13 protein-coding genes are annotated in these 15,053 nt (G+C 61.4%); 9 read left to right on the plus strand and 4 right to left on the minus strand.

Translation table 11 applies throughout. The features are described from left to right. A partial coding sequence (locus OQK_RS22730) for a helix-turn-helix transcriptional regulator (protein WP_016774441.1) occupies positions 1 to 304 on the plus strand: 304 nt, incomplete at its 5' end. Positions 305 to 312: 8 nt separating this feature from the next. Here OQK_RS22730 and OQK_RS22735 read toward each other — a convergent pair. From OQK_RS22735 to OQK_RS22750, 4 genes are all read right to left on the minus strand, one after another. Continuing rightward, on the minus strand, positions 313 to 1,506 hold the full coding sequence (locus tag OQK_RS22735) for a GAF domain-containing sensor histidine kinase (protein WP_016774442.1): 1,194 nt from the start codon (positions 1,504 to 1,506) through the stop codon (positions 313 to 315). Between the two features lie 127 nt (positions 1,507 to 1,633). Continuing rightward, a complete protein-coding gene (locus OQK_RS22740) occupies positions 1,634 to 3,802 on the minus strand; it encodes a TonB-dependent siderophore receptor (RefSeq protein WP_016774443.1) in 2,169 nt (722 codons plus the stop codon). A gap of 268 nt (positions 3,803 to 4,070) precedes the next feature. Next, positions 4,071 to 4,910: a glutathione-dependent disulfide-bond oxidoreductase gene (yghU, locus tag OQK_RS22745; RefSeq protein ID WP_016774444.1), complete on the minus strand. Its 840-nt coding sequence runs from the start codon at positions 4,908 to 4,910 to the stop codon at positions 4,071 to 4,073. A 232-nt stretch (positions 4,911 to 5,142) separates the two neighbouring features. Next, entirely contained in the window at positions 5,143 to 5,646 is a 504-nt protein-coding gene (locus tag OQK_RS22750) for a cupin (RefSeq protein WP_016774445.1), read from the minus strand. A gap of 181 nt (positions 5,647 to 5,827) precedes the next feature. Between OQK_RS22750 and OQK_RS22755 the strand changes: the two genes are divergently transcribed. The 8 genes from OQK_RS22755 (at position 5,828) to OQK_RS22790 (ending at position 14,908) form a co-directional block, all read left to right on the plus strand. Next, positions 5,828 to 7,615, plus strand: coding sequence for a thiamine pyrophosphate-requiring protein (locus OQK_RS22755; RefSeq protein ID WP_016774446.1), 1,788 nt, complete (start codon positions 5,828 to 5,830; stop codon positions 7,613 to 7,615). A 10-nt stretch (positions 7,616 to 7,625) separates the two neighbouring features. Next, entirely contained in the window at positions 7,626 to 8,363 is a 738-nt protein-coding gene (locus OQK_RS22760; RefSeq protein WP_177318499.1) for a DUF72 domain-containing protein, read from the plus strand. A 74-nt stretch (positions 8,364 to 8,437) separates the two neighbouring features. Beyond that, positions 8,438 to 9,325 (plus strand): Dyp-type peroxidase, encoded by an 888-nt coding sequence (locus OQK_RS22765; RefSeq protein ID WP_016774448.1) that lies wholly within the window; start codon positions 8,438 to 8,440, stop codon positions 9,323 to 9,325. A 9-nt stretch (positions 9,326 to 9,334) separates the two neighbouring features. Then, entirely contained in the window at positions 9,335 to 10,300 is a 966-nt protein-coding gene (locus OQK_RS22770; protein ID WP_016774449.1) for a Gfo/Idh/MocA family protein, read from the plus strand. 214 nt (positions 10,301 to 10,514) lie between these two features. Continuing rightward, the gene (locus tag OQK_RS22775; RefSeq protein WP_016774450.1) at positions 10,515 to 11,267 is read left to right on the plus strand and encodes a GntR family transcriptional regulator; all 753 of its coding nucleotides are present in this window, start codon (positions 10,515 to 10,517) and stop codon (positions 11,265 to 11,267) included. Then, complete coding sequence (locus tag OQK_RS22780) at positions 11,264 to 12,994, plus strand: fumarate reductase/succinate dehydrogenase flavoprotein subunit (RefSeq protein WP_016774451.1); 1,731 nt, start codon at positions 11,264 to 11,266, stop codon at positions 12,992 to 12,994. The genes OQK_RS22775 and OQK_RS22780 overlap by 4 nt, the downstream gene beginning before the upstream one ends. A gap of 27 nt (positions 12,995 to 13,021) precedes the next feature. Continuing rightward, on the plus strand, positions 13,022 to 13,267 hold the full coding sequence (locus tag OQK_RS22785; RefSeq protein WP_003225615.1) for a 4Fe-4S dicluster domain-containing protein: 246 nt from the start codon (positions 13,022 to 13,024) through the stop codon (positions 13,265 to 13,267). A 216-nt stretch (positions 13,268 to 13,483) separates the two neighbouring features. Continuing rightward, entirely contained in the window at positions 13,484 to 14,908 is a 1,425-nt protein-coding gene (locus OQK_RS22790; RefSeq protein ID WP_177318500.1) for an ABC transporter substrate-binding protein, read from the plus strand. Positions 14,909 to 15,053 lie beyond the last annotated feature (145 nt).

The following is a 15,053-nucleotide window of genomic DNA, read 5'->3' on the forward strand; positions in this document are numbered from 1 at the left end:
TCCTGATCTCAACCTGATCAAAGTCGCCGCTGCGACCTATCTGTCACCGACCTACCTGACGCACTGGCTGCGCAAAGAGATCGGCAAGACCTTCACCGAGCTGGTGCTGGAGCGGCGCATGCACGCGGCGCGCAACTTCCTCCTCAACAGTACGCGCTCGGTGGGCGAAGTGGCGCGGTTGTGCGGGTTCGCCGATGAGGCCTATTTCTCCCGGCGGTTTCGCCAGATTCATGGCCAGCCACCGGGGCAGTTCCGCCGCCGCCAGCTCAACCCGGACACGCCGCAGACGCCACTGAATACTTAGAGCGGCGCTCAGACCCACTTGAAGCGGGCAGGGAAGCGCGCGACAAAACAGGTGCCCGTTTCACGGTCGGACGTCACGCTCAAGGTGCCGTTGTGCGCATTGGCTATCTGCCCGGCGATGTACAAGCCCAGTCCCAACCCTTCATGACGCTGGCCTGCTTCGGAACGGGAAAACGGTTCGAACAGCAGCGGCATCAGCGCAGGCGGGATCGGCGTGCCCTGATTGGTCAACGAAATAACGATTTCGTCGCCCTCGGCAAAGGCTTTGAGCACGATCGGTTCGGCGGTGGAGCCGTGGGTCACGGCGTTGCCCAGCAGATTCGACAACAACTGGCTGATGCGCAGCGGGTCGCAATAGACCCCGGCCGGCACCTCCAGCGAATCGATAAACTTCGCCTGCGGGTAGGCCACCTGGATTTCTTCCAGGGTCTGGCGCAGCGTTTGCTGCAAGTCATCGACCAGTTTGCGCTGTACCGGGATGCCACTGCCGAGCCGACCCCGAGCGAAGTCGAGGATGTTTTCGATCAGCACGCCCATGCGCACCGAGCTGGTGCGAATCGCCGACAGCAGCGTGCGCGAGCGCTTGTCCTCGACTTTGCTGTCCAGCAGATCGGCACTCATGCGGATGGCACTGAGTGGCGTGCGCAAGTCATGGCCCAGCACCGCGATGAACTGCTCGCGCAGACGGCCCATTTCGTTGGCATCGGCCAGCGCGGTTTTGGTCGCGTGCAAATGGCCTTGGGTATCCAGGCTCATCGCAATCAGTTGGGCGAAGAGGGTGAGGGTCTTTTCGATGGCCGGGTCGTCAAGGTTCGCCGGCACCGAATCAATGGCGCACAGCGTGCCGAAGAATTCGCCATCGGCCTTGATGATCGGAATGGAGATGTAGCTTTCCAGACCGTAGGTTTTCGGCGTGTGGTGCGTGGAGAACAGCGGGTGCTGGCTGGCATGGCCGAAGATCACCGGCTGATGGTGCTGACGGATCTCATGACAAATCGTCGATTCCAGCACCAGTTCGCCGCCGGGCAACAGGCCGAAGTCAATCGAATCATCCACGGCGCAGGCGATCCACTTGCTCTCGGTGACCCGCGCTACGGCGGCGAAGCGCATACCGGTGATGTGCTTGACCATGCTCAGGATCACCGGCACAGCGTCAATGCTGCCGATGGCCTGGAGGTCGGAGGAGAAATCTGTCTGGGGCATGGCCGGTGCTTCGCGAAAGTGTCGCCAGAGACTATCGGTAATTGCCGGCCTTGCCTAATGAACCTGCAAAAAAGGGCACCGGGAAAACTCCCGGCGCCCTGTGTGGTGCTTGCTGAGCGCTATCGCCTCAGAACTTGTACTTGGCCGTCATCATGTAGCTGCGCGGGGTGCCGTAGTTATCGGTCGAGCCCCAGGTCACGTCGGTGCCGATGGAGGAATAGTACTTGCGGTCGAAAATGTTGTTGGCGTTGACCTGCAGGTCGAGGTGCTTGTTGACCTCGTAACCAGCCATCAGGTCGGTGACCGCGTAGCCGCCCTGTTCGAGGCGATAGCTGCCGCCGTTGGCCAGAGCGATGTCGTTGTACATGCGGCTCTGCCAGTACACGTTGCCGCCCACGCGCAGTTTTTCCAGCGGGCCTTTGAAGCGGTACACGGTGGAGACCTTGAACAGGTGCTCGGGCATGTCGGTGTCGAATTTCTGGTTATTGTTGGCCGGGTTTTCGTCCTTGATGTAGTGGGCGCGGGTGTAGGTGTAGCCGGCGCCGACTTGCCATTGCTCGGTCAGCGCACCTTGCAGTTCCATGTCCACGCCTTGGGCGCGAACCTTGCCAGAGGTTTCGTAGCAGGTCAGTTCCGGGCAGCCTAGCTGGGTCGCTGCCTGAGTGGCGCGGTTGGTCTGGTCCATCTGGAACACTGCCACGCTGCCGTTCAGCGCGCCGTCGAAATATTCGCCCTTGATACCGACTTCGTAGTTTTCACCGACGATCGGCTCAAGCACTTTGCCGCCGAGGTCCTTCTGGGTTTGCGGGGTGAAGATGTCGGTGTAGCTGGCGTAGACCGAGTGATGGTCATCGAGTTTGTAGATCAGGCCGGCGTAACGGGTCAAGTTGCGGGTGACTTTGAAGTCGCCGTCGGCGCTGCGATCGTCGTAGTCATACCAGTCCAGACGACTGCCGAGGATCAACGTCAGCCGGTCGGCCAGGCTCAAGCGCGTGGTCAGGTAAACCGCGTCCTGAGTGGTGACGTTGCGCGATTTGCCGCTACGCACGAAGTCAGGTTTTGGCGCGGCGATCGGCAGGCCGGTGTCGTAGGGCGAGTATTCCTTGGTGGTGGCGTCGTACACCCGATTGCTGGCGCCGACTACCAGTTCGTGGGTACGGCCGAACGCTTCGAACGGGCCGCTGGCGAAACCATCGAAGGCGCGTTGCTTGTCGGTGTGGTGCGATTGGTAGGCGGTGGTTTCCAGCGGGCCGTCGTAGCGCGACAAATACGTGCCGGAGAATTCGCCTTCGGTTGTCGAAGTGGAACCGCCGAGGTGCAGTTTCCAGTCGTTGTCGAAACGGTGTTCGACTTCACCGAATACGGTGTCGACTTGCAGCTTGCGGTTTTCCCAGTCGGTGCCCGGGTAAGTGGAGCGGGGCAGGTCGAGGTGGTGGCCGTCTTCGCCGATCGGCAGGCCGCCCCAGAAATAATTGGTCTGATCGTTCTGCCGGGAGAAACCGAGGGTCGCCGTGGTGCTGTCGCTCAGGTCGGCTTCACCGATGGCGTAGAACAGGCCGTGATCGTTTTCTTCCTTGTCGCGAAAACTGTCGGCGCCCTGATACGACGTCACCACCCGGCCACGCAGGGTGCCGCTTTCGTTCAGCGGACTGGAGGCGTCGACCTCGCCACGGTAGTCATCCCAGCTGCCGGCGGCGCCGGTGAGGGTCACGCGCTGATCGGCGGTCGGGCGTTTGCGCACCATGTTGATCGCCGCCGACGGGTTGCCGGCACCGGTGACCAGGCCGGTCGCGCCACGGACGATTTCCACCCGGTCGAACATCGCCAGGTTCGGTTGCACTGCCAAAGTGAACGGCGAATACGAGCTGGGCAGGCCGTCGTACATGATGTTGTCGATGTCGAAACCGCGCGCCTTGTAAGTCTGCCGGCCCGGGCCGCTGGCCTCGCTGAGGAACAGCCCCGGCGTGCCGCGCACCACGTCGTTGACGCTGGTCATGTTCTGGTCGTCCATGCGCTGACGAGTGATTACCGTCACCGCCTGCGGCGTTTCGCGCATGGTCAGCGACAGCTTGGTCGCGGTCTGCATCGGGCCGGTGGTGTAGGACTGCGTGTCTTCGGTGGTGCTGCTCATCTGCGTAGCGCCGATTTCGGTCGCTTGCAGTTCCAGCGGGCCATTGGCGGGCGCAGTGGCTGCGGTTTCTTCAGCCAACGCAGGAGCGATGCTGGCCATGCCGATGGCGATTGCGAGGAGGTTAGGTGAAAGGTTCGAGCGGCGGTGAATGGTGTGAAACGACATCTATCTGCTTCCCCAGGATTACCCAAACGATACTGGTGCGAGTGCGTGTAAGAACTATTCGCATTAGTATGTCGGAAGTTTCCGAGGGGATAAACCCGTACGGCTCAGTTAGTTAATGAATTTTTCACAATTGGATTCGATGGTCTTCGGACGCAAATGTGGGAGCGAGCCTGCTCGCGAAGGCGGTAGGTCATTCAACAGATGCGTTGTCTGATACTCCGCTTTCGCGAGCAGGCTCGCTCCCACAGGGTTATACGGTTTTTTGAAATCAGTCCAGATCCTTCGCCCCATGCCGCTCCGGCACCTGACTGTCTTCATCACCCCAGGTGCGATTCACTCGCTGCCCACGCATGACCGCTGGCCGCTTGGCGATTTCTTCGGCCCAGCGCTGCACATGGGTGTACTCGTGCGCCGCGAGAAACTCCGCCGCCGAGTAAACGTTGTTGCGCACCAATTGCCCGTACCAGGGCCAAACGGCAATGTCGGCGATGGTGTAATCGTCGCCGGCCAGATAGGCGTTGTCAGCGAGACGGCGGTTGAGCACATCCAGCTGACGTTTGGCTTCCATGGTGAAGCGGTTGATCGGGTATTCGAGCTTCTCCGGCGCATACGCGTAGAAGTGCCCGAAACCGCCGCCCAGGTACGGCGCCGAGCCCATTTGCCAGAACAGCCAGTTGAGGGTTTCGGTACGACCGGCCGGATCCTTGGGCAGCAAGGCGCCGAACTTTTCCGCGAGATACAGCAGGATCGAACCGGACTCGAACACCCGGATCGGCGGCTCGACGCTGCGATCCAGCAGCGCCGGGATTTTCGAATTGGGGTTGACCTCGACAAAGCCGCTGGAGAACTGATCGCCTTCGCCAATGCGGATCAGCCAAGCGTCGTATTCGGCCTCGCTGTGCCCGAGTGCCAGCAGCTCTTCGAGCATGATGGTGACTTTCACACCGTTGGGCGTGGCCAGCGAATACAGTTGCAGCGGATGCTTGCCGACCGGCAGTTCCTTATCGTGGGTCGGCCCGGCGATCGGCCGGTTGATGCTGGCGAAGTGGCCGCCGGAAGGGGCTTCGTGTTTCCAGACCTTGGGCGGAACGTAAGACGCATTGCTCATGAAACGGACCTCGTCGATGCTGGGAGAGAACAGGTAGACACCGTATCTCGAAAGGATTGAGAACACTACCTTGTGGGAGCTGGCTTGCCAGCGATGACGACGGCACATCCAGCATCAATATTGGCTAACCCACCGCAATCGCTGGCAAGCCAGCTCCCACAGGTTCGGAGTCAGGCACAAATCTCCCGTGGGAGCGAGCCTGCTCGCGAAAGCCTCGGCAGGGTCGCCGCGCCTAACGGCTCCAATACCGCCCAACCGCACCCCCGACTCCCTGCACCGGATCTGTCTCAGGAAACGCCAGCCCCTCGATCCGCGCCAACTGCGCATCACTCGGCGCGGCCCGGCAAATGTCCGCCTGCTGCCCCGGCGGATAAGCACCCACCACCAGAAAGTCCTCGCTCGAGCCCAGATTGCAGTGCCCGGTCCCGGCCGGCAGCAACAGCACATCACCGGCGCTGACGTCGACGACTTGGCCGTCAGGCCCGCCCAACATCAACCGCGCCTGACCGGCCGCCACGCCAAGCACTTCGTGGCCTTCAGTGTGATAGTGGTGATAGTCATAAATGCCGTAGCGCCATTGCGCCGGCCAGCCATTGGCACCGAACGTCTGCTCGAAGCGCGCGGCCGGATCGTCGCCTTCGATGGCCAACGCGCGGCGGTAGATCAGCACCGGCAAACGCGAATTGTTCGGCACCCAGTCATTGCGTTCCAGCAGCAGGGTTTGCACTTCAGTCATGGCCAATCCTCCTTCGCTCGATTTATCAGTCGACCGCAGCGCAGGGCAATCGCCTCAAAAAATCATTGCCGCGCAAACACGGCGCCGAAGTTGATGCCCGGAAAATCCAGCGAAACTTCATCGCGCAGCGGGCTGTCCAGACCCTTACATGTCCATGCAGCGGTAAATGGCGAGGGTCAAGATGACGATGACAGTAGGTGATTTTCTGGTTGAGCGGCTCAGCGAATGGGGCGTCACGCGAATTTTTGGTTATCCGGGGGATGGCATCAATGGCGTGTTCGGCGCCATGAGCCGGGCCAAAGGCAAGATCGAATTCGTTCAGGCACGGCACGAGGAAATGGCTGCGTTCATGGCCTCGGCCCACGCCAAGTTCACCGGCGAGCTGGGCGTGTGCATCGCTACTTCCGGCCCCGGCGCTTCGCACCTGATCACCGGCCTCTACGACGCGCGCATGGATCACATGCCGGTGCTGGCCATTGTCGGTCAGCAGGCGCGCACGGCGCTGGGCAGTCACTACCAGCAGGAACTGGATCTGGTGTCGATGTTCAAGGATGTCGCCGGTGCGTTTGTGCAGCAGGCTTCGGCACCGTCGCAAGTGCGCCATCTGCTTGATCGCGCGGTGCGCACTGCGGTCGGCGAGCGCCGCGTCACCGCGTTGATTCTCCCCAATGACTTGCAGGATCTGCCTTACGAACAACCGGCGCGCGCCCATGGCACCGCGCATTCCGGCGTCGGGTACAGCAAGCCGAAAGTCGTTCCTTATGCCGCCGATCTGCAACGCGCCGCCGAGGTGCTGAACAGCGGCGAGAAAGTCGCGATTCTGGTGGGTGCCGGCGCGCTGGAGGCGACCGATCTGGTCATCGCCGTGGCGGAAAAGCTCGGCGCGGGCGTCGCCAAGGCGCTGTTGGGCAAAGCAGCGTTGCCAGACGATTTGCAGTGGGTCACCGGCAGCATCGGCCTGCTCGGCACCGAGCCCAGCTACAAGCTGATGAGCGAGTGCGACACCTTGCTGATGATCGGTTCGGGCTTCCCGTATTCCGAGTTTCTGCCCAAGGAAGGCCAGGCGCGCGGCGTGCAGATCGACTTGCAGCCGGACATGCTCAGCCTGCGTTATCCGATGGAGGTCAATCTGGTCGGTGACTCAGCGGAAACCCTCGCCGCGTTGCTGCCGCTGCTGGAACAAAAGACCTCGAACAAATGGCGCAAGAAGATCGAAGGCTGGCGCGGGAGTTGGGAGAAAACTCTGGAAAAACGCGCCATGGCCAAAGCCGATCCGGTCAACCCGCAACGAGTGGTCTACGAGTTGTCGCCGCGTTTGCCCGAGCAGGCGATTATCACCAGCGACTCTGGCTCTTGCGCCAACTGGTTCGCCCGCGACCTGAAAATCCGTCGCGGCATGAAATGCTCACTGTCCGGTGGCCTGGCCTCGATGGGCGCGGCGGTGCCCTATGCGATCGCGGCCAAGTTCGCCTTCCCGGAACGCCCGGTCATTGCCCTGGTCGGCGACGGCGCGATGCAGATGAACAACATGGCCGAGCTGATCACGGTCGCCAAATACTGGCGGCAATGGCAGAGCCCGAAATGGATCTGCGCGGTGTTCAACAATGAAGACCTCAATCAAGTCACCTGGGAGCAGCGGGTGATGGAGGGCGATCCGAAGTTCGAAGCGTCGCAAAGTATTCCCGATGTGCCGTATCACCTGTTCGCGATCTCCATTGGCCTCAAGGGCATTTTCGTTGATCGTGAAGAAGAGGTCGCCGCTGCGTGGGAACAGGCACTCGCCTCGGAAGTGCCGGTGCTGATCGAGTTCAAGACCGACCCGAACGTGCCGCCGCTGCCACCGCACATCAAGCTTGAGCAAGCGAAGAAATTCGCCACGACCCTGCTCAAGGGCGATCCGGACGAAGCCGGGGTGATCGTGCAGACCGCCAAGCAGGTGTTGGGCGCCGTGTTGCCCGGGAAGAAATGACGGTGTGCGCTTGAACGAGTCAACCATCTACATCGGTTGCGCCGGCTGGAGTCTCGGGCGCGAGCACTGGCCGGCATTCCCCGCCGAAGGCACGCACCTGCAACGCTACGCCGCGCGCTTCAACTGTGTGGAAATCAACAGCTCGTTCTATCGCCCGCATCGGCGTCAGACCTACGAACGCTGGGCCGACTCGGTGGCGTCGGACTTTCGCTTCGCCGTGAAAGTGCCGAAGCTCATCACCCATGAACAGCGGCTCGCGGACAGCGCGGCCGCGCTCGAAGAGTTTCTCGGACAGTGCCAGGGCTTGGGTGATCGACTCGGCTGCCTGCTGGTGCAACTGCCACCCAAACTTGCCTTCGATGCGCCGGTGGCCGAGGCGTTTTTTCATGCCCTGCGCGAGCGGTTCACGGGCAGTGTAGTGCTGGAGCCGCGACACGAATCGTGGACTGAGGCTGAGGCAATGCTGATGGAGCTGCAGATTGCCCAGGCGGTGGTCGATCCCTCGCGGATCAGCACCGACACCGCGCCGGGTGGCTGGCAAGGCCTGCAGTATTGGCGCCTGCACGGCTCGCCACGGATTTATCACAGCGCTTATGAAGCGGCCTATCTGCAACAGCTTGCTCAGAACCTGCGGCGCGCGAAGGCCGACGGCAGAGACATCTGGTGCATCTTCGACAACACCGCCAGCGGTGCCGCCACCGCCGATGCGCTGGCTTTGAAGGCGTTGATCGAAGGCGTTGAACGCTGAACGACGACGCTCTCGCCACCCACACAAACGATCCGGCTACAGGTAAACTCCGCGCACTTTTTCAAGGAGTTCACATGAGTTACTACCAGCCGGGCGTTCTCGCTACCCCTGTTCCTGCGCAAGCACGTCATCTGTTTTTCGCCCTGGCGTCGATTGAAGCCTTGCCGCAAGCGATCGACAGCCTGCTGATGCTGGTGGATGGCAAGTCGGCGGTGGTTGGCTTTGGTGAGTCGTTGACCAAGGCGCTGAATGTCGAAATCGCTGGCCTGCGCAGCTTCCCGGCGCTGACCGGCGTTGGCGTGAACAACCCGTCGACCCAGCATGCCCTGTGGATCTGGTTGCACGGTATCGACCGTGGTGAACTGCTCAACCGCTGCAACGCTATCGAAGCCGCGCTGGCCCCGGCCTTGCGTCTGGTCGAGATGCAGGAAGCCTTCCGCCACATGGACGGCCACGACCTCACCGGTTATGAGGACGGCACGGAAAACCCGCACGATGATGCCGCTGTCGCCGCCGCGCTGCTGAGCAGTGGCGCGGACGGGCTGGTCGGTGGCAGCTTCGCCGCGATCCAGCAGTGGCAGCACGACCTCAAGGGTTTTCATCGCCTGTCTGCCGGCGCCAAGGACGACATCATGGGACGGCGCTTGAGCGATAACGAAGAAATCGACGACGCGCCGATCTCCGCCCACGTCAAACGCACCGCGCAAGAGAGCTTCGCGCCGGAAGCGTTCGTCGTGCGCCGCTCGATGCCGTGGATTGAAGGCGATCGCGCCGGTTTGATGTTCCTCGCCTTCGGCTTTTCGCTGGATGCTTTCGAAGCACAGCTGCGGCGCATGAGCGGCCTGGAGGACGGTATTGCCGATGGCTTGTACCAGATCAGCCGGCCAATCACCGGCGGCTACTACTGGTGCCCGCCACTCAAGGACGGACGCCTTGATCTGCGCGCGCTGCGCATCGGCTGAGGACTGCCTATGAACGTGGTGCGCTGGGGCATGATCGGTTGCGGCAGTGTCACTGAACGCAAGAGCGGGCCGGCCTTCTACAAGGCGCCCGGTTCGGCGCTGATTGCGGTGATGGGCCGTCGCCTCGAAGCGGTGACCGACTACGCTGCGCGCCACGGCATTAGTCGCGTCTATACCGATGTCGATGCGCTGATCAACGATCCCGAGGTGGACGCGGTGTACATCGCCACGCCGCCCGACAGCCACCATGCCTACAGCCTGAAAGTCGCCGCCGCCGGCAAGCATTGCTGCGTGGAAAAGCCCATGGCACTCAACGCCGGGCAAAGCCGCGAGATGCAGCAAGCGTTTGCCGCTGCCGGTCTGCACTTGTTCGTCTCCTATTACCGCCGCTCGCTGCCGCGCTTCGCTCAGGTGCGGCAATGGCTGGAGGAGGGGCGCATTGGTGATGTCCGCCATCTGAGCTGGACACTGACCAAAGCGCCGTCGCCGGCTGATCTTGAGGGTCGCGATAATTGGCGCACCGACCCGGCGGTGGCTGGCGGCGGCTACTTTGCCGACCTGGCCAGCCATGGCCTGGACCTGTTCCAGTATCTGCTTGGCGACATCGTTGAAGTCGCCGGTTTCACCGCGCGTCAGGCGGGTCTGTACGCGGCGGAAGATGCGGTCAGCGCCACTTGGCAATTCGCCTCCGGGGCGCTGGGCACGGGCTGCTGGAACTTTGTTGCGGACCGCCGGGAGGATCGCGTCGAGATTATCGGCAGCGAAGGGCGGATCGGGTTTTCGGTGTTTGACGAGCATCCGGTGCAGCTGTTTGCCGATGAGCAGATCAGCCTGGAGATTGCCCATCATGAGCATATTCAGTGGCATCACGTGCTGGGGATGAATGCGCATATTCGGGGTGATTCACAGCATCCCGCCGTGGCCGAGCAAGCCGTCAAGACCGATTGGGTCATGGACTGGATCCTCAAACGCTGAATAGCTCACGATCCCCGGTGGGAGCGAGCCTGCTCGCGAAAGCGGTGTGTCAGTCACGGAGGTATTGACTGACAGAATGCTTTCGCGAGCAGGCTCGCTCCCACAGGTCTTCCGGCGCAACACGCATCTAAGGTTATGCCCAAACAATATTTCTCAACCTCGTCATAACGTCTCTAAGATCACGTCATAACTCGTTATAACAAGTGATCCCGCGATGACCGATAACGTTCTCTCCCTCAGTAGCGTTCCGCTGCACACCCAACTGCGCGACGTCCTGCGTGCGCGGATTCTCGACGGTGAATACCCGCAAGACAGTCAGATGCCTTCCGAAAGCGAACTCGGTGCGCTGTTCAAAGTCAGCCGCATCACCGTGCGCCAAGCCTTGGGCGATCTGCAAAAGGAAGGCCTGATCTTCAAGATCCATGGTAAGGGCACCTTCGTCGCCAAGCCGAAAACCTTTCAGAACGTCAGCAGCCTGCAAGGCCTCGCCGAGTCGATGACCGGGCGCGGCTACGAGGTGATCAACCGCCTGCGCAGTTTCAAATTCATTCCGGCCGACAAGCGTGTCGCCGAGCGTCTGCAGGTGGCCGAAGGTGAGATCGTCGCGCAGATCAAACGCGTGCGCCTGATCAACCGCGAGCCGATCTCGCTGGAAATTACCTACCTGCCCAAAGCGGTCGGCGAACGGCTGGAGAAGGCCGACCTGGTCACTCGCGACATCTTTCTGATCCTCGAAAACGACTGCGGCATCGCCCTCGGCCACGCCGATCTGGCCATCGACGCAGTGCTGGCCGACAGCGATCTGACCCAGGCGCTCAACGTCGAAGCGGGCTCGCCGATCATGCGCATCGAGCGCCTGACCCATGACGCCCAGGGCCAGCCGCTGGACTTTGAACACCTTTATTACCGTGGCGATGCGTTCCAGTACCGCCTGCGGATCGACCGGCAAAAAGGGGAGCAGGCATGACCCGCAACGTTCTAGAACAGGAATATGACATCGTCGTGATTGGCGGCGGTACGGCCGGGCCGATGGCAGCGATCAAGGCCAAGGAGAAGAACCGCGATTTGCGCGTGTTGCTGGTCGACAAGGCCAACGTCAAGCGTAGCGGAGCGATCAGCATGGGCATGGATGGCCTGAACAACGCGATCATCCCCGGCCATTCGACGCCAGAGCAGTACACCAAGGAAATCACCATCGCCAACGATGGCATCGTCAATCAGGCGGCGGTCTACGCCTATGCGACGCACAGTTTTGAAACCATCGAACAACTCGACCGCTGGGGCGTGAAGTTCGAGAAGGACGAAACCGGTGACTACGCGGTGAAAAAGGTCCACCACATGGGCGCCTATGTGCTGCCGATGCCGGAAGGGCACGACATCAAGAAAGTCCTGTATCGACAGTTGAAACGTGCGCGGGTGAGCATCACCAATCGCCTGGTCTGCACGCGTTTGCTGACCGACGAGGAGGGCGCGGTCAACGGTGTGATGGGCTTCGATTGCCGCACCGCCGACTTCCATGTGATCAAGGCCAAAGCGGTGATTCTCGCCTGCGGCGCGGCCGGACGCCTTGGTCTGCCTTCGTCGGGCTACCTGATGGGCACTTACGAAAACCCGACCAATGCCGGTGACGGCTACGCGATGGCCTATCACGCCGGCGCCGAACTGGCCAATCTCGAGTGCTTTCAGATCAACCCGTTGATCAAGGATTACAACGGCCCGGCCTGCGCCTACGTCACCGGCCCGCTGGGTGGCTACACCGCCAACAACAAGGGCGAACGCTTCATCGAGTGCGACTACTGGAGCGGGCAGATGATGTGGGAATTTCACCAGGAACTGGAAAGCGGCAACGGCCCGGTGTTCCTCAAACTCGATCACCTGGCCGAGGAAACCATTCAGAACATCGAGGAAATCCTGCACAGCAACGAGCGCCCGAGCCGTGGCCAGTTCCACGCCAATCGCGGCACTGACTACCGTACGCAGATGGTCGAAATGCACATTTCGGAAATCGGTTTTTGCAGCGGCCACTCGGCGTCCGGCGTGTGGGTCAACGAGCGTGCCGAGACTTCAGTCAAAGGCTTGTACTCGGCCGGCGACATGGCTGCGGTGCCGCACAATTACATGCTCGGCGCGTTCACTTACGGCTGGTTCGCCGGGCACAACGCGGCGGACTTTGTTGCCGGCCGCGAGTTTTCCGCACTGGACAGCGAGCAGATCGCCAAGGAAAAAGCCCGGGTCTACGCGCCGCTCGATCGCCAGGACGGTCTGCCGCCGGCGCAGGTCGAATACAAACTGCGGCGCTTCGTCAACGACTACCTGCAACCGCCGAAAGTGACCAAAAAAATGCAGATCGGCCTGCAGCGCTTCAGTGACATCGAGCGCGATCTCGAGCAGATGAAGGCCAACAACGCTCACGAACTGATGCGAGCGATGGAAACCAGCGTGATCCGCGATTGCGCCGAAATGGCCGCCCGCGCTTCGTTGTTCCGCGCCGAAAGCCGCTGGGGCCTGTACCACTATCGCGTCGATCATCCGCAGCGCAACGACGCCGAGTGGTTCTGCCACTGCCATCTGAAGAAAGGCGAGGACGGCCAGATGACCAGTTTCAAGAAGGCCGTCGAGCCTTACATCATCCCGCTCGACGCCGAGGAAATGCAGGCTTACGACCGCCTGCGGGTCGGCGCCTTCGCCGCTTGAGACATCATTTTTCAGAGAGTCCGAACCATGGCTTACCAAGCTCAGGAAATCTTCTTCCGCTCCAACGCGCCGGTCACCGTCGACGAGGACAAATGCATCGCGGAAAAGGGCTGCACGGTGTGCGTCGACGTATGCCCGATGGACCTGCTGGCGATCAACCCGGCCACGCAAAAGGCCTACATGGCGTTCGATGAATGCTGGTACTGCATGCCGTGCGAGAAGGATTGCCCGACGGGGGCGGTGAAGGTCGACATCCCTTATCTCCTGCGGTGACAGGTCGGACGCCATCGCTGGCAAGCCAGCTCCCACAGGCTTCTCTATCGTGTGCGAAATTTTGTTCCACTACAGATCCCTGTGGGAGCTGGCTTGCCAGCGATGAGGCTCGCCGGGACAACCTAAAAGCTACCCGGAAACCCCGGACGCTCGATTCACCGAAAACCCCTCGTTTCCCACCGCGCCCCGATCGCGGCGGAGACGAACTTCAAACCAATGATTCGAGGGGAAACACTCATGTTGCGTGCAGCACTCGCCGGTCTGGTACTGGCTTCATTCACCTTGTCGGCCTCGGCCGAAACCATCCGCATCGCCATCGGCACCCAAGACACCACCATCAACTGCGCCGCCGGTGGCCTGTTGATCAGGGAACTGGGGCTGCTGGAAAAATACCTGCCCCACGATGGCGCCTACAAAGATGCGAAGTACGACGTGCAATGGAAAAACTTCACCAGTGGCGCACCGCTGACCAACGAGATGGTCGCCGGCAAGCTCGACTTTGGCGCCATGGCCGATTTCCCCGGTGCGTTCAATGGTGTGGCGTTCGAAACGGCGGGCAAGCACAGCCTGTTCATCAGCGTGCTGTCGGGCAGCATCAAGGGCAGCGGCAACGGCATCGTCGTGCCGAGCGCTTCGTCGGTGCAAAGCCTGAGCGAACTCAAGGGCAAGACCATTTCGGTGCCGTTCGCCTCGACGGCTCACGGCATGTTGCTGCGCGCCGTGGCAGAGCAGGGCTGGGACCCCCTCAAGGATGTCAACATCATCGCCCAGCCACCGGAAGTCGCTGGCTCGGCATTGCAGGCCGGCAAGATCGACGCCCACGCCGATTTCGTGCCCTTCGCCGAACTGTTCCCGAGCCGTGGTTTCGCCCGCAAGATCTATGACGGCGCCCAGGCCAACGCGCCGACTTTCCATGGCGCACTGGTGGATCAGGCCTACGCCAGGAAGTACCCGGAAATCGTTGTCGCTTACCTGCGTGCGAGCATCGAAGCCAACCAACTGCTCGCCGCCGAACCGGAGAAGTACAGCGAACTGATCGCCAAGGTCACCGGCGTCGATGCCGAGGTCAACTACCTGTTCCATGGCCCGCTCGGCGTACAGACCCGCGACCTGAGCTGGAAGCCTGAATATCGCCAGGCCGTCGGTACCGCCATCGATACCCTGAAGCTGCTGAAGAAAGCTGATCGCGGGCTCGACCTGAACAGCTTCATCGACGACCAGTACATCCGCGCCGCGTTCAAGGCTGCGAACCTCGATTACACCGCGCAACTGGCCAACTACGCGCAGACGCCGTTGCCGGGTGTAGATGCTGCGACGGGCAAAGCCATCACCGACGTCAGCCATGTCGCGGAAATCTGGGTGCGTGGCGAGGAAAAAGTCCGCCGTTACGGCTCGGCTGAAGCGGCGTTCACCGCGCTGGCGGCGTTGAAGCAGGAGGGCAAGAACATTCGTGCGGTGTATGCGCAGGCCAGTGACAGCGGGATCAAGTTGCTCGCTGAACAGGCGTGGTTTGCCAGCGACGACAAGGGCCGCCTCAGCGCATTTCTGCTCAAGGGCCAGGCCCAGCAATACGCTGCGGGGCAGGGTGGCAAGGTGTTCGACTTCAGCGATGCCACTGCGCAGGTTGTTGCTGCGCGCTGAAGATCAAAAGCCCCTCACCCTAACCCTCTCCCGGAGGGAGAGGGGACTGACCGAGTTGTTGTTGAGAGATACGCCGACGTGAAGTACCGAGTCGAACTCAGGTCGTGAAAAGCACGCAAATCGGCTCCCTTTCCCCCCTCGCCCC

This window comes from Pseudomonas sp. R62 (assembly GCF_000257605.1).
Taxonomy (GTDB): Bacteria; Pseudomonadota; Gammaproteobacteria; order Pseudomonadales; family Pseudomonadaceae; genus Aquipseudomonas; species Aquipseudomonas atacamensis.